Origin of the sequence: Hydrogenophaga electricum, assembly GCF_030160815.1 — a bacterium.
Taxonomy (GTDB): Bacteria; Pseudomonadota; Gammaproteobacteria; order Burkholderiales; family Burkholderiaceae_C; genus Hydrogenophaga; species Hydrogenophaga electricum.
Genome location: NZ_BSPB01000001.1, coordinates 134,975 through 155,543, shown reverse-complemented (window position 1 = coordinate 155,543; position 20,569 = coordinate 134,975). Strand labels below are relative to the sequence as shown.

Annotated in this window: 21 protein-coding genes; 4 read left to right on the top strand and 17 right to left on the bottom strand. The window is 62.0% G+C overall.

The window, feature by feature from the left end:
• Window positions 1–19: 19 nt before the first annotated feature.
• Complete coding sequence (locus QQK43_RS00735) at window positions 20–691, bottom strand: sulfite exporter TauE/SafE family protein (protein WP_284306206.1); 672 nt, start codon at window positions 689–691, stop codon at window positions 20–22.
• Window positions 692–751: 60 nt separating this feature from the next.
• A complete protein-coding gene (hemN, locus tag QQK43_RS00730; RefSeq protein ID WP_284306204.1) occupies window positions 752–2,131 on the bottom strand; it encodes an oxygen-independent coproporphyrinogen III oxidase in 1,380 nt (459 codons plus the stop codon).
• Window positions 2,132–2,311: 180 nt separating this feature from the next.
• On the opposite strand from hemN, the gene fnr reads away from it, so the two are divergent.
• A complete protein-coding gene (gene fnr, locus QQK43_RS00725; RefSeq protein WP_234263229.1) occupies window positions 2,312–3,031 on the top strand; it encodes a fumarate/nitrate reduction transcriptional regulator Fnr in 720 nt (239 codons plus the stop codon).
• A 50-nt stretch (window positions 3,032–3,081) separates the two neighbouring features.
• Here fnr and QQK43_RS00720 read toward each other — a convergent pair whose 3' ends face one another.
• From QQK43_RS00720 to QQK43_RS00680, 9 genes are all read right to left on the bottom strand, one after another.
• A complete protein-coding gene (locus QQK43_RS00720) occupies window positions 3,082–3,390 on the bottom strand; it encodes a hypothetical protein (RefSeq protein ID WP_284306203.1) in 309 nt (102 codons plus the stop codon).
• A 61-nt stretch (window positions 3,391–3,451) separates the two neighbouring features.
• A complete protein-coding gene (locus tag QQK43_RS00715) occupies window positions 3,452–3,832 on the bottom strand; it encodes a nitrogen fixation protein FixH (RefSeq protein WP_284306202.1) in 381 nt (126 codons plus the stop codon).
• Entirely contained in the window at window positions 3,792–5,204 is a 1,413-nt protein-coding gene (gene ccoG, locus QQK43_RS00710) for a cytochrome c oxidase accessory protein CcoG (protein ID WP_284306314.1), read from the bottom strand. The genes QQK43_RS00715 and ccoG overlap by 41 nt, the downstream gene beginning before the upstream one ends.
• A gap of 119 nt (window positions 5,205–5,323) precedes the next feature.
• Window positions 5,324–6,238, bottom strand: coding sequence for a cytochrome-c oxidase, cbb3-type subunit III (gene ccoP / locus QQK43_RS00705; RefSeq protein WP_234263232.1), 915 nt, complete (start codon window positions 6,236–6,238; stop codon window positions 5,324–5,326).
• A 29-nt stretch (window positions 6,239–6,267) separates the two neighbouring features.
• The gene (locus QQK43_RS00700) at window positions 6,268–6,405 is read right to left on the bottom strand and encodes a cbb3-type cytochrome oxidase subunit 3 (protein WP_234263233.1); all 138 of its coding nucleotides are present in this window, start codon (window positions 6,403–6,405) and stop codon (window positions 6,268–6,270) included.
• Between the two features lie 12 nt (window positions 6,406–6,417).
• Window positions 6,418–7,059 (bottom strand): cytochrome-c oxidase, cbb3-type subunit II, encoded by a 642-nt coding sequence (gene ccoO / locus QQK43_RS00695; RefSeq protein ID WP_234263234.1) that lies wholly within the window; start codon window positions 7,057–7,059, stop codon window positions 6,418–6,420.
• Between the two features lie 16 nt (window positions 7,060–7,075).
• A complete protein-coding gene (ccoN, locus tag QQK43_RS00690) occupies window positions 7,076–8,521 on the bottom strand; it encodes a cytochrome-c oxidase, cbb3-type subunit I (protein WP_234263235.1) in 1,446 nt (481 codons plus the stop codon).
• Between the two features lie 68 nt (window positions 8,522–8,589).
• A complete protein-coding gene (gene ccoS, locus QQK43_RS00685; RefSeq protein ID WP_234263236.1) occupies window positions 8,590–8,727 on the bottom strand; it encodes a cbb3-type cytochrome oxidase assembly protein CcoS in 138 nt (45 codons plus the stop codon).
• A gap of 37 nt (window positions 8,728–8,764) precedes the next feature.
• Entirely contained in the window at window positions 8,765–11,134 is a 2,370-nt protein-coding gene (locus QQK43_RS00680; protein WP_284306201.1) for a heavy metal translocating P-type ATPase, read from the bottom strand.
• 113 nt (window positions 11,135–11,247) lie between these two features.
• Here QQK43_RS00680 and QQK43_RS00675 point away from each other — a divergent pair, with 113 nt between their 5' ends.
• Window positions 11,248–11,691 (top strand): universal stress protein, encoded by a 444-nt coding sequence (locus tag QQK43_RS00675; RefSeq protein WP_284306199.1) that lies wholly within the window; start codon window positions 11,248–11,250, stop codon window positions 11,689–11,691.
• Window positions 11,692–11,781: 90 nt separating this feature from the next.
• On the opposite strand, the gene QQK43_RS00670 is transcribed toward QQK43_RS00675, so the two are convergent.
• From QQK43_RS00670 to QQK43_RS00650, 5 genes are all read right to left on the bottom strand, one after another.
• Window positions 11,782–13,323 carry a malonate--CoA ligase gene (locus QQK43_RS00670; RefSeq protein ID WP_284306198.1) on the bottom strand — a complete coding sequence of 514 codons (1,542 nt, stop codon included), beginning with the start codon at window positions 13,321–13,323 and terminating at the stop codon, window positions 11,782–11,784.
• 38 nt (window positions 13,324–13,361) lie between these two features.
• Window positions 13,362–14,129, bottom strand: coding sequence for an enoyl-CoA hydratase/isomerase family protein (locus tag QQK43_RS00665; protein ID WP_284306196.1), 768 nt, complete (start codon window positions 14,127–14,129; stop codon window positions 13,362–13,364).
• A 3-nt stretch (window positions 14,130–14,132) separates the two neighbouring features.
• The gene (gene lgt / locus QQK43_RS00660; protein WP_284306195.1) at window positions 14,133–14,954 is read right to left on the bottom strand and encodes a prolipoprotein diacylglyceryl transferase; all 822 of its coding nucleotides are present in this window, start codon (window positions 14,952–14,954) and stop codon (window positions 14,133–14,135) included.
• A 114-nt stretch (window positions 14,955–15,068) separates the two neighbouring features.
• Window positions 15,069–16,922, bottom strand: coding sequence for a dihydroxy-acid dehydratase (gene ilvD, locus QQK43_RS00655; RefSeq protein ID WP_284306193.1), 1,854 nt, complete (start codon window positions 16,920–16,922; stop codon window positions 15,069–15,071).
• Window positions 16,923–17,015: 93 nt separating this feature from the next.
• The gene (locus QQK43_RS00650; RefSeq protein WP_284306192.1) at window positions 17,016–17,255 is read right to left on the bottom strand and encodes a TIGR04438 family Trp-rich protein; all 240 of its coding nucleotides are present in this window, start codon (window positions 17,253–17,255) and stop codon (window positions 17,016–17,018) included.
• Window positions 17,256–17,377: 122 nt separating this feature from the next.
• On the opposite strand from QQK43_RS00650, the gene QQK43_RS00645 reads away from it, so the two are divergent.
• Window positions 17,378–17,683 (top strand): c-type cytochrome, encoded by a 306-nt coding sequence (locus QQK43_RS00645; RefSeq protein ID WP_234263244.1) that lies wholly within the window; start codon window positions 17,378–17,380, stop codon window positions 17,681–17,683.
• 92 nt (window positions 17,684–17,775) lie between these two features.
• Here the strand turns inward: QQK43_RS00645 and acs are convergent, their stop codons facing one another.
• Window positions 17,776–19,770 carry an acetate--CoA ligase gene (acs, locus tag QQK43_RS00640; RefSeq protein WP_234263245.1) on the bottom strand — a complete coding sequence of 665 codons (1,995 nt, stop codon included), beginning with the start codon at window positions 19,768–19,770 and terminating at the stop codon, window positions 17,776–17,778.
• Window positions 19,771–19,954: 184 nt separating this feature from the next.
• Between acs and QQK43_RS00635 the strand changes: the two genes are divergently transcribed.
• Window positions 19,955–20,557, top strand: a complete 603-nt coding sequence (locus tag QQK43_RS00635; protein ID WP_284306190.1) for a TIGR00645 family protein — start codon at window positions 19,955–19,957, stop codon at window positions 20,555–20,557.
• Window positions 20,558–20,569 lie beyond the last annotated feature (12 nt).

Genomic DNA, 20,569 nt, shown 5'->3' with positions numbered 1-20,569 from the left:
GGTATCCCAAGACCTTCGGTCAAAGGCACCACAAGCCGGTAGGCTGCGTGATGCCCATCCAGAGCGCCCACCCGGATGTGAGAGCCAGCGCCAAGCCTGCCAGCCGAATCGCCCAGCCCCCCGAAGCGCCGCCCCGGACACGCAACAACAACCACGGACCTGCAGTGAGCGACAGCGAAGTGCCCGCCGAAAACAAGGCCATGATCAGCGCCCCATCGAGCGCACTGGCCGACAAAGAAGCCATGAGCAACGCCGAGTAGAGCAGCCCACAAGGCATCAGCGCCCAGGCCACCCCAAGCACCACCGGAGCCTTGCTGCCCATGCCTGCGAGCACCGGTCGGGCACGGCGCCAGACCCCCTGCCCCAGATCCTCGATCCAGCCGGGCTGGCGTGCGCGCCATATCAGCGTCACACCCAGAAGCAGCGCCGCCACGTGAAACATGGTCCACACCGGGCGAACCACCTGGGTGTTGGTCCCCAGCCAAGCGAGGCCTTGCACAGAACCCGCAGCGAAAGCCCCGAACAGTGCGTACCCCACCATGCGGCTGACCTGGAAATACCACAAAGCCTGTGTACTCCGTGAACCGGCTGCGCGGCTGATGCCGGCGCAGGCAGCCCCACACATGGCCACGCAGTGCGGGCCACCGACCACGCCCATGAACAGGGCTGTCAAAGCCATCGAGGTCTGCATGGAAGCACTCTAGCAGGCGAACACGGGGGCGTCACCGCACCCCGACATGCCCGTTGTCCATCAGATGATCTTGGAAAAGCGTGCGCGATCGATGTCGCCTTGCAGGTACTTGTCAAAAACCATGGCAATCGCCCGCACCAGGTACCAACCGGTGGCTGTGACCTCGATCCCAGCGCTGTTGATCTTGAGCAACCCTTGTTCGACCAGCCCGTCCAGGGTTTCCAGCTCACGGGCGAAGTAGGTCGGAAAATCGATCAGATGTCCCAGCTCGATGGATTCGAACTGCACCGCCCCCTGGCACATGATGGACATGATGACCGAGCGACGCAGCAGGTCATCGCGCGACAAGGCCAACCCCCGCACGATGGGCAAGCGCCCCTGGTCCAGCGCATCGTAATAGTCTTCCAGGGTCTTGGCATTCTGGCTGTAGGTGGCGCCAATACGGCCAATGGCCGACACCCCGAGCGCAATGAGATCGCAGTCGGGCTGCGTGCTGTAGCCCTGGAAGTTGCGATGCAGACGCCCTTGCCGCTTGGCCACGGCGAGCGCATCGCCAGGCAAGGCGAAATGGTCCATGCCCACATACACGTACCCTGCATCGCTCATCGCATCGAGCGACATCGACAGCATGGACAGTTTGTCTCCCGGGCTGGGCAACTCGGCCGCGACGATGCGCCGCTGAGGTTTGAAGCGCGTGGGCAGATGGGCGTATGCGTACAACGCAATGCGGTCAGGGCGCAGCTCGTTAACCTGGGCAAGCGTTCGAGCAAACGATTCCGGTGTCTGCAGCGGCAGACCGTAAATCAGGTCCACATTGACCGACTCGAACCCGATCTTGCGGGCAGTATCGACCAATGCAAACACCTGCTCTGCGGGCTGCACGCGATGCACCGCCTTCTGCACGGCCGGATCGAAGTCCTGCACCCCGAAGCTCAGGCGGTTGAAGCCCAGGCGTGCCAGTGTCTGCAAGCGCTGGCTGGTAACGGTACGCGGATCCACCTCGATCGAGTACTCCCCACCGGGCACCAGCGTGAAATTGCGGCGCAGCATGGTCATCAAATCTTCCAGCTCCGGATCGGACAGGAAGGTAGGGGTACCGCCCCCCAGATGCAACTGTGAAACGTTGTGCCCTTTGCCAAAATGCTGAACCTGCAGTTCGACTTCGCGGGTCAAGTAGCGCAGATACTCGGCAGCACGCTCATGGTGTTTGGTGATGACCTTGTTGCAGGCACAGTAGTAGCACACCGACTCGCAGAACGGGACATGCACATACAGTGACAGCGGCAACGCCAACGAGCCTGCTCGACGCTGTTCAAGAGCCCTGACGTAATCTGCCTCGGTGAACGCCTCCACGAAGCGGTCGGCGGTCGGATACGAGGTGTATCGGGGACCTGGAATGTCGAATCGCTTGAGCAATTCGTCGGATATGGCGTGACTCACTGGCAGTTCTCCACTTGGGCGTTCCAATGTGCCTCAGTGGGTTGGCGGGGCCCTTGATCTTGGTCAAAAGAGACCGCGCGTACGGGGTTATCCCCACACCCAACGCCTTGATGGCACTGGGATTTCTCGACACCCTCCCATCCATGGGTTAAGCTTCGAGCGCCAATTGGCGGAAGATTTATGGACGTCCAAAGCATCAAAGTCGCCTGTTCGAGTTGCAACCTCCGCGAGCTGTGTCTGCCCATGGGCCTGAGTACAGACGAGATGAGCAAACTCGACAGTGTGGTTTCCACCCGTCGACGCATCAAGCGGGGAACAGCCCTCTTCAATGTGGGTGACAAGTTCACCTCCCTCTACGCGGTCCGCTCGGGGTTTTTCAAGACCTGCGTCACCACGGCCGATGGCCGCGATCAGGTCACTGGCTTCCAGATGACTGGCGAGATCATCGGTCTGGACGGCATCGTGAGCGACCGCCACTCCTGCGATGCAATCGCCCTGGAGGATGCCGAGGTCTGTGTGATGCCTTTTGATCAGGTCGAAGAACTCTCACGCGAATTCACGACCTTGCAGCACCATGTGCACAAGATCATGAGCCGCGAGATCGTGCGCGATCACTCGGTCATGCTGCTGCTGGGCAGCATGCGTGCCGAGGAGCGACTGGCGGCCTTTCTGCTGAACCTGGTGCAGCGCCTGCATGCACGCGGCTTCTCGCAGTCCGAGCTCATCCTGCGCATGACGCGAGAAGAGATCGGTAGCTACTTGGGCATGAAGCTCGAAACGGTCAGCCGCACGTTTTCGAAATTCGTCGACGAAGGCATCATCGACGTCAAGCAGCGCTATGTGCACATCAAGAACACCGACGGCCTGAGGTTGATCGTCAATCCAGGCACCTGCCGCTGACTGGCATCTGACATCTCACACCAAGCCCTTCGGTGCACCGAGGGGCTTTTTTATGACTGTGTCGGATCCCCTGCATGCGGGTGGCGGACACAGCCTTCGGGCCGCTGGTCCTCCGGCACAGGACAACGGTTCACCTCCAGCGGCGACATGGCGAGCAATGTGGTCAGCGCACTCGACGTCAGCGTGATGGCCCAGAAGCCAAAAAAGGCCAGGGTATAGACCGCTTGCCGGGACAACGCCAAAGGTTCACCAAACCAGTGCAGGTCGTGCGGATCCACCATGGCAAACACCAGCATTTCCAGCACGGCGGCGGCCAGAAATGACGGCCACCCTACCCACATCCATCGCTGCGCTTTCATCGTCGGTCTCCTCTACGCACGAAGTCGAGATTCGGGGTCGACGGGCTCGCCCCCGAAAGGCTCAGCGCTTAGGCGCCTCACCGGGCACCACGGGGGATGCCGCATGGTTGCGGGCCTGTCCGGCCGGCTGCATTTTGACAAGCGCGTCCACCCGCTCCTTTCCCTGCAGTGCTTTGGCAGCGGCCAGATCCCGCTCGTATTCGACCTTGTCGAGCACAGGATCTTGGTTGCTGTAGGCAATCACCGCTGTGGCAATGCCTGCCACCACAACAGCCATCGGCCCCCCCAATACCAGCCACATATGAGGGACCCGCCACCAAGGGATAGGTGCAGAGGCAGGAGACGTTTTCTGAGGGGAGTTCATGACCCAGTCCATGTGGTTGATGTGGTGAGGTTTCAGTTTATCGAGGAACCAGAAAGACAGCCTTTTCGGCGACTGCATCGGTCGGCTTCTCAGACGAGCGCACGAGAAAACGAATGGGGTGCGAACCGGGCTCTGCAGCATCCGGAGGAATTTGCACACGAACGGCGACCGAACGCACCTCAGTAGGCAGCACATCCACCCACCGATCCGACGCAATCACGATATCCGGCAGTCCGTCCACATCGAGAAAATAGCGTTGAGGGTGTTCAGTCGCGTTCATGACCTGCAAGCGGAACACATTCTCGATCCGCCCTTGCTCCACCATGCGAGCCAGTGCTCCACGATCACGGATCACATCCACTTTCAGCGGGGTGCGTAAATAAAGGCTGACCAGTAAGGCCGCCGTGATAGCCCCCAATGCCGCGGTATAGACCAGCACCCGGGGCCGGAAGGCGCGCCGGATCATCGCCTGCCGACTCCAGCCTTGTGCCACGCCGTTTTGTGTGGAATACCGGATCAGGCCACGCGGATACCCGACCTTGTCCATGACCTCGTCGCACACATCAATGCAGGCACCACAACCGATGCACTCGTATTGCAAACCCTTGCGAATGTCGATTCCGGTCGGACACACCTGCACGCACAGCGTGCAGTCGACACACGACCCCAAGCCAAGCGCTTTCGGGTCAGCCTTCTTGGAGCGCGCCCCACGTGGTTCACCGCGCGCTTCGTCGTAGGTCACGATCATCGTGTCCGGATCGAACATCGCACTCTGGAAGCGGGCATACGGGCACATGTACTTGCACACCTGCTCACGCAGAAAACCCGCATTGCCATAGGTCGCCAGACCGTAGAAAAACACCCAGAAGGTCTGCCACGGCCCCAGCGAGGCCATCAGCGTCAGCGAGCCCAGTTCGCGAATGGGGGTGAAATACCCGACAAAGGTAAAGCCCGTCCAGAGGGAAAAGATGAGCCAGAGCAGGTGCTTGAGGCCACGCTTGCCCACTTTGGCCACAGACATCGGGGCTTCGTCGAGCCTCAGCCGGGCCGAGCGCTCCCCCTCCACCCTTTTCTCTATCCAAAGGAATATTTCTGTGTAGACCGTCTGGGGACAGGCATAACCACACCAGAGACGCCCCGCCACCGCCGTGAAAAGGAACAAGGCCAGCGCTGAAATGACCAGCAACCCTGTCAGATAGATGAAGTCCTGGGGATAGAGCACCAGTCCAAAGAGGAAGAACCGACGGGACTCCAGATCAAAGAGAACCGCTTGGCGGGCATTCCACTGCAGCCATGGCAACCCATAAAAAACGATCTGGGTCACCCACACCAAAGCCCAGCGCCACTTGGTAAAGAGACCGAAAACAGACCGGGGCTGGATCTTCTTTTGGGAGACGTAAAGCGAAAGCACGGCCTCATCACCGCCACCTGCGGGCGACCGGGACGTCACCTTGTCAGCGGAAGACTCTTGAGACAAAGCACTCGCTGCTGGGGGATGAGAACTCACAAAGGCACTTTAAAAAAAGAAAACCCCAGGCATGAGATCTCATGCCTGGGGTCGATGAGGGCTTACTGTGCCGTACCGGGTTTGGTCGACAGGCCCCACACATACGACGCGAGCACGTTGATCTGCGCCTCGTTCAACAACGCCGATTGAGCCGGCATGTGGTTGGTGAAACCATTGTTGACCGCACGGACGATGGCATCCTCACCCCAACCATGCAACCAGGTGCCATCAGTGAGGTTGGGGGCCCCCATGGCATGCATGCCCTTGCCATCAGGTCCGTGGCAAGCAGCACAGGCCGCAAACTTCTCCTTGCCCAACGTGGCGCGGACCGAATCGTTGGGACTGCCGGAGAGGCTCAGCACGTAGTGCGCCAGATTACGGACATCTTCTGCCGAGCCCACTGCTGCCGCCATGGGAGGCATCACACCGGTACGGCCGTTGGCAATGGTGGTCTTGATGTACTCATGGCCCGTGCCGCCCAGCCAGTCACCATCGGTCAGATTGGGAAAGCTCTTGGAGCCTCGGGCGTCCGAACCATGGCACTGCGCGCAGTAGTTCATGAACAGGCGCTCACCGATGGCCCGTGCTTCAGGATCGGCCACCATCTGCTCCGGGGTCATGCCGGTGAATTTGGCATACACCGGGGCAATGGCATCCTCGGCCTTCTTGACCTCGGTCGCATGCTGACCCTGCGACGACCAGCCCAGGGCCCCCTGGAACTTGCCGAACATGGGGTACAACGCACCATAGATCAGCGCAAACACAACGGTGATGATGAACAGGTAGACCCACCACTTGGGCAGCGGGTTGTTCATTTCCTTAAGGTCCACGTCCCAGACGTGACCAGTGGTATTGTCGGCATGGGTCGCAGCTTTGGTGGTGCCGCTGACCCACAGCAGGATTGCACAGGCAATGATGCTGACCAGGGCGAGGCCGCCGACGTAGATATGCCAGAAGTCGCTGGTGAAATCGCTCATGATGATTCTCTTGATCGTGGGGCGGGTCTTCAGTCTTCCTGAAAGGGCAGCCGGGCTGCCTCTTCAAAGTCGGCCTGGTTTCGCTTGGACCAGGCCCAGACCACAATGCCGACGAAGGTCAGCAGGCTGATCGCCGTGACGATGCTGCGAAGGTCGTTGATATCCATGTCGTCACTCCTTCACTGCTGAGCCAGCTTGGCCGCACTGCGCGCGGTACCCAGCACTTGCAAGTAGGCGATCAGAGCGTCCAGCTCGGTCTTGCCCTTGACCTCGTCCACCGACTGGGCAATCTCCTCGTCCGTGTACGGAGCGCCCAGCATGCGCAACACTTCCATGCGCTTGGGCAGACCTTCAGCCTTGACCGTCTTCTTCTCCAGCCAGGGGTAGGCGGGCATGTTCGACTCCGGCACCACATCCCGCGGGTTGTGCAGATGCAAGCGGTGCCATTCGTCGCTGTAACGGCCACCAACGCGGGCCAGATCCGGACCGGTGCGCTTGGAGCCCCACTGGAAGGGCCGGTCGTAGACGAATTCACCCGCCACCGAGTACGGGCCATAACGCAGCGTCTCGGCCTGGAACGGGCGAATCATCTGCGAGTGGCAGTTGTAGCAGCCTTCCTTGACATAGATGTCACGACCGGCCACCTGCAGCGCGGTATAGGGCTTGAGCCCCTCGATCGGCTGCGTGGTCGACTTCTGGAAGAACAGCGGCACGATTTCCACCAGACCACCCACAGCCACCACGAGGGTGATCAGGACGATCATCAGAAAGTTGCTGGTCTCGATCCGGGCGTGGCCGGTCAGCTTTTCATTGCTAGCCATTTTGTTGTTCTCCTGATCAGGCGTGGGCAGGGTTGACGGCGATCACGGGCGCGTTCACGGCGCGGCCTTGCAGAGCCGTCATCACCACGTTCCAGAGCATCACGATCATGCCGGTCAGGTACAGCACGCCGCCAAGCAGACGGATCACGTAGAACGGGAAGGTGGCCTTGACAGATTCGACAAAGGTGTAGGTCAGGCTGCCATCGGGGTTGACCGAGCGCCACATCAGACCTTGCATCACCCCGGCGATCCACATGGCGGCGATGTACAGCACGATACCGATGGTGGCGATCCAGAAGTGCAGTTCGATGGCGGGCACCGAATACATCTTCTTCTGACCGAACAGGCGCGGGATCAGGTAGTACAGCGAGCCCATGGACACCAGCCCCACCCAGCCCAGAGCGCCGGAGTGCACGTGGCCCACCGTCCAGTCGGTGTAGTGCGACAGCGCATTGACTGTCTTGATGGACATCATCGGGCCTTCGAAGGTGGACATGCCGTAGAACGACAGCGACACGATCAGGAAGCGCAGGATGGGGTCGTCACGCAGCTTGTGCCAGGCACCCGAGAGCGTCATGATCCCGTTGATCATGCCGCCCCAGCTGGGAGCGAGGAGGATGAGGGAGAACACCATGCCCAGAGACTGCGCCCAGTCAGGCAGCGCGGTGTAGTGCAGATGGTGGGGGCCGGCCCACATGTAGGTGAAGATCAGGGCCCAGAAGTGCACGATCGACAGGCGATACGAATACACGGGACGCTCGGCCTGCTTGGGGATGAAGTAATACATCATGCCCAGGAAAGCGGCGGTCAGGAAGAAGCCCACGGCGTTGTGCCCATACCACCATTGCACCATCGCGTCCTGCACGCCGGCGTAGGCAGAGTACGACTTGAACAGTTCGACCGGCACGGCCGCGCTGTTGACGATGTGCAGCAGCGCCACGGCGATGATGAAAGCGCCGAAGAACCAGTTGGCCACATAGATGTGCTTGACCTTGCGGATACCGACCGTGCCGAAGAACACGATGGCGTAGGCCACCCAGGTCACCGCAATCAGGATGTCAATGGGCCATTCCAGTTCGGCGTATTCCTTGCCGGACGTAATGCCCAGCGGCAGGGTGATCACCGCAGAAACGATGACGATGTTCCAGCCAATGAACGTGAACCACGCCAGCGCATTGGAGAACAACGGGGTGTGACAAGTCCGCTGGACAACGTAGTAGCTCGTCGCGAACAGCACACACCCTCCGAAGGCGAAGATCACCGCATTGGTGTGCAGCGGTCGCAAGCGGCCGTAGGTGATCCATTCGATCCCCATGTTGAGCTCGGGCCAAGTCAGCTGGGCCGCGATGATCACGCCCACCAGCATCCCCACCACGCCATAAATCACGGCAGCGATGGAGAACCAGCGAACCACGCTGTCGTTGTAGACCGCCGGTTGGCCGGTCTTTGTTGTCACGGACATACAGAACTCCTCGTAAATGTCACCAGCGGGAGTGTCGTTTTCGGCACCCACTGCCGCCTTGACGTAAGTCAATCGCCTCTGAGAACCCGCTCGCCCTCGCGCTCGATGTTGTCGAATTGCCCCGACTGCAAAGCCCACCAGAACACGCCGATGATGACAAAGACCAGCAGGACGGAAAGCGGAATAAGCAAGTACAGAATGTCCATGGTCAAACCCAGGTTGAGTTGATGAGCGAAAGCCTTCTCAGGCCCGCGCCCGCGTGGAGCCCGCCAGACGCAAGGCATTGCCGATCACCAGGAGGGAACTGCCTGCCATGCCCAGGCCGGCCAGCCACGGGGGCATCCAGCCAACCAGCGCCATCGGAATGCTCACCGCGTTGTACAGCGCGGCCCACACCAGGTTCTGCCGCACGATGCGCATGGTGGAACGGGCTTGGCGCAACGTCAAGACCACATCCATCAGACGCCCGCCCTGAATGATGTAATCGGACTGGGCCTGTGCGAGCGCTGCGGCGTGCCCCAATGCAAATGACGTGTGTGCACGTGCCAGCACCGGGCCGTCGTTGAGACCATCGCCCACCATCGCCACACGGCGCCCTTTCGCCTGAAGGGCTTCCAGCTCGGCGAGCTTGCGTTCTGGTGTTGCACCCGCAATCACAGCGCCCACACCCACCTCACGCCCAACCCGCTCCGCGGCTGCCTGGCGATCTCCCGACAACAGCCAAGTCTGGACACCCAAATCGTGCAAGGCGGCCACCGTTGCCCGGGCATCTTCGCGCACCCCTTCTCGCAGCTCGAAAGTGGCCAACCACCCGTCGGCATCGGCCAGATAAGCTTTTGGGGTCTCGTTGGCGGTATCCGCAGCCAGCCCACAGAAGCTGGCAGAGCCGAGGCGGACGACCGTCCCGTCGGCCCTCAGGGCTTGCAAGCCCTGGCCAGCCAGTTCACGACAATCTCCAAGCGCTGAAGGAGCACCCTCCATCGGGTTCGCCAGCTTGGCGGCCGCCACAATGCCACGCGAAACCGGATGCAGAGAACCTTGCGCAAGCTCAGCGGCCAGCGACAGAACCATGGCTGACGTCCATCCTTCGCGAGCCCGGACACTTTCGAGTTCGAGACGATCATGGGTGAGCGTGCCGGTCTTGTCGAACACCACCGCGTCGATGCCCGCCAACGACTCGAAGGCCTGCAAGCGCCGCACAAGCGTTCCGCGCCGCGCCAACGCCCCCGCCGAAGTCAGCATGGCCGCCGGCGTGGCCAGCGACAAGGCACAGGGGCAGGTCACGATGAGCACCGCCACGGCAACCGCCAACGCCTTGCTGTGGTCGATCTGCCACCAATACCAGCCGGCAAACAACGCACTGAGCAGCACGATGACCAGAAATGGGGCCGCAATGCGATCAGCCAGAACGGCCAAACGGGGCTTGTCCGTGGAAGCCTTTTCCATCAACGCCACGATCTGGGCAAAACGGGTATCGCGCCCCAGACGGTCCACGCGCATCAGCACGGGCCCGGCAAGATTGAAGCTGCCCGCCACCACCGACTCGCCCGCCGAGCGCGTCACCGGATGCGACTCACCGGTGAGCAGCGCCTCGTCCACCGTGGCGGAATCGCTGAGGATGGCGCCATCACCCGGAAAGGCCTGCCCCGCGCTGACCCGCACCACATCACCAACGGACAAGCGCCGCACCGACACGGTTTCGAAGCGCCCTTCCGCCGCCTGACGATCGCAGACCTCGGGCAACCGGTTCATGAGCGTGTCCAGTGCCCCCGCCGTGCGATCACGCGCCTTGTGTTCCAGGTAACGTCCACCCAGGAGGAAAAACACGAACATGGTGAGCGAATCGAACCACACCTCGTGTCCCCAGGGACCGGATGGATCGAACGTGGCCGCCGTGCTCACCAAAAAAGTGACCAGGATGCCGATGGACACCGGCGTGTCCATCCCGACGTGCCCCAGACGCAGATCGCGCCAGGCATTGCGAAAAAACGGGCCGCTGGCGAATGTCACAACAGGCACACTGAGGATCCAGCTCGCCCAGCGCAACAGTTGCTCCAGATCGGCGGGCATCTCGCCGGGTTTGGCCACATACGCCGGCCATGCGTACATCATGACCTGCATGTTGCAGAAACCCGCCACGAACAGCCGCCACAGCGCCATGCGCGTCTCGCGCAAGCGCTCACTGATGGACAGCGCCTGCTGCAACGGCAGGAGGCGATACCCTGTGCGCCCCACGGCCTGCGCCAAATCGGAGAGTCTCGCCTGTGCCGGATCCCAGCGCAGGGTCAACCGGCGGGTGGCTGCATGCACCCGGGCGCTTTCCACGCCTGGCAGATCCTGCAGCGCACATTCGACGGTGTCGGCACAGGCGGCACAGTACATGCCCTGAACCAGCAGCACCGACTGCGCCACACCCGCTTCGCCAGGCGACGCTTCGGCCGCCGGTTCGTACGTGGTGAACTCCTGCTGCTCCACAGGGTCATCGAGCACGGTGAAGTCATCGGTCACCGTCAACGGACCCCGGTGCGCACCAAACACGTCATCGACCGGCTCCCCAGCCGGGAGACTCTCTGGTGAGGGCCCCACCGGGGGCACGGCGAGGGCCTTGTTCATGGGCCGGGAGCGTACTTCAGGGTCCGAAACCGGGGCTTGACATATATCAACCGGGGTGGAACCCTGTGTGCGTAACCTGTTGTCTGTCTTCACCATATTCCCAGGAGATCTCGATGTACAAGCGCATTCTGGTCGCGACCGATGGGTCAAAACTGTCCAATCTGGCCGTCGAACACGCCATTGGACTGGCCGACATCACCGGCGCTGAAATCGTGGCCGTCAAAGTCGTTCCCCGCTACCCGCAGACCTACTTTGAAGGGGGCGTGGCATTGGCGGCCGCCGAAGTGGCCAAGATCGAGAAGCAATGGCAGGACGAAGCCATGGAAGCGGTCAATGCCGTCAAGGCAGCCGGTCAGAAACGGGAGGTCAAGGTCAAGCCCATCACCGTCAAGTCCGACCTGATTGCCGAAGCCATCATCTCGGCCGCCAAGCGCAACAAGGTGGATCTGATTGTGATGGCCTCGCATGGACGCAAAGGCCTCAAGCGGCTGTTGCTGGGCAGTGAGACCCAACAGGTGTTGACGCACTCGCACATCCCGGTGCTCGTGTTGAGATAACAGCCCAACACCCACACGCTGCCCGCAACCACCTTGATGGAACTGTGCGGGCAGCCTCCTTGAGGGCTGCGCCCACTCGGCAAAAGCCTCTTACCCGAAGAGGCCCCTGTACTGCTCGCGCAGCAGGTTTTTCTGTACCTTGCCCATGGTGTTGCGCGGCAGTTCGGTCACGACCACGCAGTGCTTGGGAATCTTGAAGTTGGCCAGACGTGCTTTGAGATCGGCCAGCACCGGCTCTGGGTCAATATCCGCACCCTGACGGCCAATCACAACGGCCACGCCGACCTCGCCAAAATCCGGATGCGGTACCCCCACCACCGCGCTCTCGGCCACCCCCGGCATCTCGTTGATAACGGATTCGATCTCGGCTGGATAGACGTTGTAGCCACCGGAGATGATCAGGTCCTTGCTGCGCCCCACGATCGTCACATAACCATCGGCATCGATCCGGCCCACATCGCCCGTCTTGAAAAAACCGTCGGCGGTGAACTCTTCCGCAGTCTTCTCTGGCATGCGCCAGTAGCCCCGGAACACATTCGGACCGCGCACCTGAATTCCGCCGATCTCACCGCTCGCCACACCCTGCCCCGCCTCGCCCACCACACGCAGATCGACACCCGGTAAGGGAAAGCCCACCGTTCCGCCCCGGCGCTCGGTAGCATCGGCATGGCGCGGGTCCACGCCACAGGGGTTGGACGTGAGCATGACCGTCTCGCTCATGCCATAACGCTCCAAGATGGTGTGGCCGGTGCGTGTCTGCCAATCGCGAAAGGTCTCAACCAGCAGGGGTGCCGACCCTGAGATGAACAACCTCATGCGCGCCGCTTGCGCCTGGGTGAGCGCCGGCTCGGACAGCATGCGCACGTACAGCGTGGGTACGCCCATGAACACGGTGGCTTCCGGCAGTTTTTCAACAACCCGCTTCGGATCGAACTTCGACAGCCAGATCATCCGGCTGCCATTGATGAGCGCACCATGAATGGCCACGAAAAGGCCGTGCACATGGAAGATGGGCAGCGCATGGATCAGCACATCGTCGGGTTGCCACTGCCAGTAGTCCCGCAGCACCTGCGCATTGCTCAGCAGATTGCCGTGCGAGAGCATGGCGCCTTTGCTGCGTCCGGTGGTCCCGCTGGTATAGAGAATCGCGGCCAGATCGTCGGCGTTCCGAACCGCCGGCGCATGGCTGTCCGGCATGGGGGCAGCACGGTCCAGCAAGCTGCCCGTGCGGTCTTCACCCAAGGTGAACACATAGCGGGTGCCTGCCTGAAAGGCCAGCTTGCTCACCCAACCGTGGTTCGCCGGCGCGCACACCACCACCGCCGGCTCGGCATTGCCGATGAAGTACGCGATTTCTGCCTGCCGATAAGCGGTATTCAGGGGCAGGAACACGTGACCGGCACGCAGCGTGGCCAGGTACAACACCAAGGCCTCGACCGATTTCTCCACCTGCACGGCAATGCGCGAATGCGCTGGCAGATCGAGCGCATCCAGCAGATTCGCCATCATGGCGGTGGCCCGGTCGAGATCACGCCAGCTGTAGCGCAGGCCGTCATCGGTCTCGATGGCGAGGTCATCCAGATCAGCAGGAAAGGACGCGCGCAGCGCACTGAAAAGGTTCTGGTTCTCCATGAATTCTCCTGGGATGACCGGCGCGCCGACAGGCCTGCTCAAAACGCCGGTGACCGCTTCGCCATGAACGCACCAATGCCCTCGCGGTGTTCCGCACTGTCCGCATAGGCATAGGCTTCGGACAACAAAGACTCGGCGGATCGGCCGCTCGCCAGTGCTCGCAATGTGCGCTTGTTCAGACGTGCCGCTTGCGGCGCCCAACGCGCCAGGCGTTGCACACGCTGGACCACATCGATGACGACCTCCGCATCGGGCAGCACAGCCTGCACAAAACCACGCCGGAGCATCTCGGCAGCATCGAGCACCACCGCCTCCAGCAACATCTGCCGCGCCGTTGCCAGCCCGGCTTCACGCGCCACGAGCTCGGCCTCCCGCGGCGCCATGGGAAAGCCCAGCTTCGCGATGGGTGCGCCGAACTTCGCCCCCTCGCCGGCAATCCGTATATCGCAGCAACTGGCGATTTCCACCCCCGCCCCCATGCAGTTGCCTTCAATCTGCGCAATCAGCGGCAGGTCGCAATCCAGCATGGCCTGCAGACCACCCCAGACGTCGTTCTCATGGAAATCGCGCAACCCCGCTTCGTCGAAGCGAAAACCCGGGTATTCAGAAATGTCGCCCCCGGCGCAGAAATGCCCTTGATCGCCACACACGATCACGCCGCGCAGATCATCACGCGCCTGCAAGGCGACGAACGTGGTGCGCAAGTCGCGCCACATGCTGCGCGACATGGCATTGAACCGCCCCGGATGCGAAAGCACCACCCGCGCCACCGCCCCTTCGATGAGCAACAGAACCTGGCCCGCCATGCCTCAGCCCCGGGCGGGCACCAGCGCCCGACGGCCCGCCCAGACCCACAGCGCCATACCCGCTAGCACCATGGGCACGCACAACCACTGGCCCATGCTGAGTCCGAGCGACAGCAGGCCCAGATGGGCGTCAGGCTCGCGGAAAAACTCCACCACGAAGCGCAGCACGCCATACCCCATGAGGAACAGGGCCGACACCTGCCCCATGGGCCTGGGCCGCCGCGCAAACAGCCACAGCACCACAAACAGCAACAGCCCTTCGAGCAGGAACTGGTAGACCTGCGACGGGTGGCGCGGCAGATCCCCCGCGCCCCTGAACACCATGCCCCAGGGCAATGAAGGATCGGCCACGCGCCCCCAGAGCTCGCCGTTGATGAAATTGCCTACGCGGCCTGCAGCCAGACCGGTGGGCACACAGGGCGCGACAAAATCCATCACCTGAAGCCAGGGTCGCTGACGGCTGCGGGCGTACCAGACCATGGCCACCAGCACACCCAGCATGCCACCGTGGAAGCTCATGCCACCTTGCCAGACCGCAAAGACCTCCAGCGGGTGTGCGAGGTAGTACGCAGGCTTGTAGAACAGGCAGTACCCCAGGCGACCGCCCACCACCACGCCCAGCACCCCCAGGAAAAGGATGTCCTCGACATCCCGGGCGGACCAGGGGCGAGGCCCGGTCATGGAAGCATAGGGCTCATGCTTGAGACGAGCGCGCCCCAGCAACATGAACAACGCGAACGCGGCCAGATAGGTCAGGCCGTACCAGTGAACCGCCACCGGGCCGAGCTCAAGGGCGATGGGATTGATCTGCGGGTGAATCAGCATGCCCGAGATTGTGCCGGACTCTGGTGGCAAGAACCCGGCCATGCGCAGGCCGCAGTGCGCATGGAGCCTCACCCGGCGCCGGGCCTCCGTACAGCGGCCACGACGCCTTACGGCTTACAGTTGGGAAAGGTCGCGCACCGCGCCCTTGTCGGCACTGGTGGCCAGCAGTGCGTAGGCTTTCAGCGCGGCACTCACCTTGCGCGGGCGTGGCTCGGCCGGCTTCCAACCCTTGGCATCTTGTTCGGTTCGGCGGCGGGCCAGTTCGTCATCGCTCAGCAGCACGTTGATCGTGCGGCTGGGAATGTCGATGCGAATGCGGTCGCCGGTGCGCACCAGCCCGATGTTGCCGCCAGCAGCAGCCTCGGGCGAGCAGTGCCCAATGGACAACCCCGAAGTGCCGCCCGAGAAGCGGCCATCGGTCAGCAGGGCGCAGGCCTTGCCCAGGCCCTTGCTCTTGATATAGCTCGTGGGGTAGAGCATCTCCTGCATGCCAGGGCCGCCCTTCGGGCCTTCGTAGCGCACCACGACCACGTCACCCGCCTTGACCTGGTCATTCAAGATGTGGTCCACCGCCTCATCCTGGCTCTCCACCACATGGGCGGGGCCCTCGAAAACGAGCAGACTGTCGTCCACGCCGGCGGTTTTCACCACACAGCCGTTCTGCGCGATATTGCCGGTCAGCACGGCCAAGCCACCTTCCCGGCTGAATGCGTGGTCCACACTGCGAATGCAGCCGTCGGCCCGATCCAGATCCAGGCTGGGCCAGCGTGTGGCCTGGCTGAAAGCCACCTGGCTGGGAATGCCAGCCGGACCAGCCTTGTAGAAAGTCTGCACCGCCTCGTCGTTGCTGACCGCGATGTCCCATTGGGCCAACGCATCACCGAGGGTCTTGGCATGCACGGTGGGCGCATCCAGGTGCAGCTTGCCACCGCGCGCCAGTTCACCCAGGATGGCCATGATGCCGCCCGCACGGTGCACGTCTTCGATGTGGTACTTGTTGGTATTGGGTGCGACTTTGCACAGCTGGGGCACGCTGCGCGAGAGGCGGTCGATGTCGGTCATCGTGAAGTCGATGCCAGCCTCTTGCGCCGCAGCCAGGATGTGCAGGATGGTGTTGGTGCTGCCGCCCATGGCGATATCGAGCGTCATCGCATTTTCGAAGGCCTTTTTGCCGATGCTGCGCGGCAGCACGCTGGCATCGTCGCCTTCGTAATAGCGCTTGGCCAGTGCCACGATCAGGTGACCAGCCCGCTTGAACAGGCTTTCGCGATCGGCATGGGTGGCCACCACGGTGCCATTGCCCGGCAGCGACAGGCCCAGGGCCTCGGTCAGGCAGTTCATCGAGTTGGCGGTGAACATGCCGGAACAACTGCCGCAGGTGGGGCAAGCGCTGCGCTCGATCTCGGCCACGTCGGCATCGCTCACCTTGCTGTCGGCTGCCATCACCATGGCATCGATCAGGTCGAGTTTTTTGATTTCGATGGTCTGGGTCACCGGATTGGCCAGACGCACCTTGCCTGCTTCCATCGGGCCGCCGCTGACGAACACCACCGGGATGTTCAGCCGCATGGCAGCCATCAGCATGCCGGGCGTGATCTTGTCGCAGTTGGAGATGCACACCAGCGCGTCGGCGCAGTGGGCGTTGACCATGTATTCCACCGAGTCGGCAATGATGTCGCGACTGGGCAGCGAGTACAGCATGCCGTCGTGACCCATGGCGATACCATCATCCACCGCGATGGTGTTGAACTCCTTGGCGACACCACCAGCAGCCTCGATCTCGCGCGCCACCAGTTGGCCCAGGTCCTTCAGGTGCACATGGCCGGGAACAAACTGGGTAAAGCTGTTGGCGATGGCGATGATGGGCTTGGCAAAGTCCTCATCCTTCATGCCGGTGGCGCGCCACAGCGAGCGCGCACCAGCCATGTTGCGGCCAGCGGTGGAGGTCTTGGAACGGTAAGCAGGCATGTCGGAGCAAAAAGTGGGGACGGGGGGACTCTGGATTATCGGTCACGCACCAAAGCCCTGCTGTCCCATCCCGTTCCCGGGATTACCCTGCCCTCAATGGCGGCGCTTGTGCAAGCCCAGCGATTCGCGGTGCTTTTCGATGCGGTCGCGCTTTTTCTGCTCGATCTTCTCGGCGGCCTTGCGTTTGGTGTAACCCGAACTGTCGGCCCAGACCCACCACAAAGCGGCCAAACCGAACGGAACCAGCACCCACCACCAGGAGACTTCAGCCAGAAAGCCGAACTCTAGGAACTTGAGAAGCGCCATCAGCAGACCCAGAATCAACAAATACATCACATCCTCCGGTAAAGCACCCGTGAAGCCGGCAAGAAGCTGTAACCACGCGTATCGAAGCCCGGGCGACTGGGTAGAATTGGCTCGTGAGATTCACACTTCCATTCCAGAGGAATAACCCCATGAAACGTGCTCTCCTGATTATGGCCGCTGTGGCCGCCATCTCTGCCCCTGCCATGGCCGATGAAGCGCTGGCCAAGAGCAAGAACTGCATGGCCTGCCACGCCGTCGACAAGAAACTGGTGGGGCCCGCCTACAAGGATGTGGCCAAAAAATACGCCGGTGACGCCAAGGCTGCCGATGCACTGGCCGCCAAAGTGATCAAGGGGGGCTCGGGCGTGTGGGGCGCCATCCCGATGCCCGCCAACCCCCAGGTCAGCGAAGCCGACGCCAAAAAGCTCGTGGCCTGGATCCTGAGTCAGAAATAAGCCACTCGCTTGTCCAGCAAAAAGCCCGCCAATGGCGGGCTTTTTGCTGCAGTGAAGGCCCCACCCACAGACGCAGATCGGGGCAGGATTTCTCAGTTGGTCTTGGCGAGCTGCTCCAGGATGGCCGGGTTTTCCAGCGTCGAGGTGTCCTGGGTAATGGCTTCCCCCTTAGCGATTGAGCGCAGCAGGCGGCGCATGATCTTGCCCGAACGGGTCTTGGGCAGGTTCTCGCCAAAGCGGATGTCCTTCGGCTTGGCGATCGGACCAATTTCCTTGCCTACCCAGTTGCGCAGTTCGTTGGCCAGCGCCTTGGCCTCGTCCCCCGTGGGCAGCGGGCGCTTGAGCACCACGAACGCCACGATGGCTTCGCCGGTCAGGTCGTCCGGGCGTCCCACGACGGCGGCTTCGGCCACCAGATCGGACTTGGCCACCAAAGCCGACTCGATCTCCATGGTGCCCATACGGTGGCCCGAAACGTTCAGCACATCGTCGATGCGGCCGGTGATGCGGAAATAACCGCGATCAGCGCTGCGTACCGCACCATCGCCAGCCAAGTAGTAGCCCTTGAGTTCTTCCGGGAAGTAGCTTTTCTTGAAACGCTCCGGGTCACCCCAGATGGTGCGGATCATCGAAGGCCAGGGCTTCTTCACCACCAGGATGCCACCCGATCCATTGGGCACGTCGTTGCCCGTCTCGTCGACGATGGCGGTGGCGATGCCCGGCAGTGGCAAAGTGCAAGACCCCGGCACCAGCGGCGTGGCGCCCGGCAGCGGGGTGATCATGTGCCCCCCCGTTTCGGTCTGCCAGAAGGTATCGACGATGGGGCAACGCTCACCGCCAACGTTTTTGTAGTACCACATCCAGGCTTCCGGATTGATCGGCTCACCCACCGAACCCATGATGCGGAGCGAGCCGAGGTTCCAGTTCTTCGGATGCACCTTCTCGTCACTGTCCGAAGCCTTGATGAGCGAGCGGATGGCCGTGGGTGCCGTGTAGAAGATCGTGCACTGGTGCTTCTCGATCATCTGCCAGAAGCGGCCTGCGTTCGGATAGGTCGGTACGCCTTCGAACACGATCTGCGTCGCACCGGCGGCCAACGGGCCGTAGGCCACGTAGCTGTGGCCGGTGATCCAGCCGATGTCGGCCGTGCACCAGAACACATCTTCCGGTTTGATGTCGAAGGTCCAGTCCATGGTGAGCCGGGTCCACAGCAGGTAGCCGCCCGTGCTGTGCTGCACCCCCTTGGGTTTGCCCGTGGAGCCGGAGGTGTAGAGCACGAACAACGGATGCTCGGCGCCCACCGGCTCGGCCGCACAATCGGTCGACTGCCCGGCCAGGGCATCGCTCATCGTGATGTCGCGGCCGGCAACCATGTTCACGGCGGTCTTGGTGCGCTCATAGACGATCACCGTCTGGATCGACTCACAGCCGCCCAGACCCAGCGCCTCGTCAACGATGGCCTTGAGCGGCAGTTCCTTGCCACCACGCATCTGGTAGTTGGCCGTGACCACCGCCACGGCGCCCACGTCCTGAATGCGCTCCTGCAGCGCCTTGGCGGAGAAGCCCCCGAACACCACGCTGTGGGTGGCACCGATCCGAGCGCAAGCCTGCATGGCCACCACACCCTCGATGGTCATCGGCATGTAGATGACCACACGGTCACCCTTCTTCACACCCCGTGCTTTCAGCGCATTGGCGAACTGGGCCACCTTGGCCAGCAGTTCCTTGTACGTGACTTTCGTGACAGCGCCGTCGTCGGCTTCAAAAATGATGGCGGTCTTGTCTTCGACCGGCGTACCGATGTGCCGGTCGAGGCAGTTGTACGAGGCATTGAGCTCGCCATCCTGGAACCACTTATAGAACGGCTTGTTCGACGCGTCGAGCACCTGGGTAAACGGCTTACTCCAAACCAGGTTTTCGCGCGCCTGGCGGGCCCAGAAACCTTCAAAGTCCTTGTCGGCTTCGGCGCACAGTGCCTCGTAGGCACCCATGCCGGCAATCCGCGCTGCCTTGACCGTGGCTTCACTGGGTTCGAAAACGCGGTTCTCGACCAGGGTGGATTCGATCGCCGATGACGGTGTGGACATGCGTTGTCTCCTCAGATGTTGCAGGGAACCAAAAGACCGGCCGAAATGTGCGCAAAGGCTCTTACGAGCCACTTACATGCTGCGGCGCAACACACGCGCAGACGGCCTGCTCGTGCACCTCGCAGACCTACAATACCGCCAGTTTTGCCGCCTTGCGGCAGCCCATTTTCCATTGTCTCCGCCCATGAACCCTCCCGTCAAAACCCCGGGCACCACGCGCGCGCTGCCCAACCTGATTTTTGCCAGCCGCTGGCTGCAACTGCCGCTGTACATCGGCCTGATCGCTGCCCAGGCCATCTACGTCTTCCACTTCTGGGTGGAGCTCGTGCACCTGATCGAAGCGGCCTTCGGCAGTGAGGTCGCACTGCACAAGCTGGTCGAGAGCATCGGCTACAAATCGGACGTGGAAATCACCGGCCTGAACGAGACGGTCATCATGCTGGTGGTACTGGCGCTCATCGACGTGGTGATGATCAGCAACCTGCTCATCATGGTCATCGTGGGCGGCTACGAGACCTTCGTCAGCCGCATGAACCTGCAGGACCACCCGGACCAGCCCGAATGGCTTAGCCACGTCAATGCGTCGGTGCTCAAAGTGAAGCTGGCCACCGCCATCATTGGCATCAGCTCCATCCATCTGCTCAAGACCTTCATCAACGCCGGCAACTACTCGGAAAAGGTGCTGATGTGGCAGACGCTGATCCATGTGGTCTTCCTGCTCAGCGCGATGGCCATCGCCGCCACCGACCGCATCATGCATCCGGTGGCAGACACCCCCGAACATTGAACCAGAAGCGAC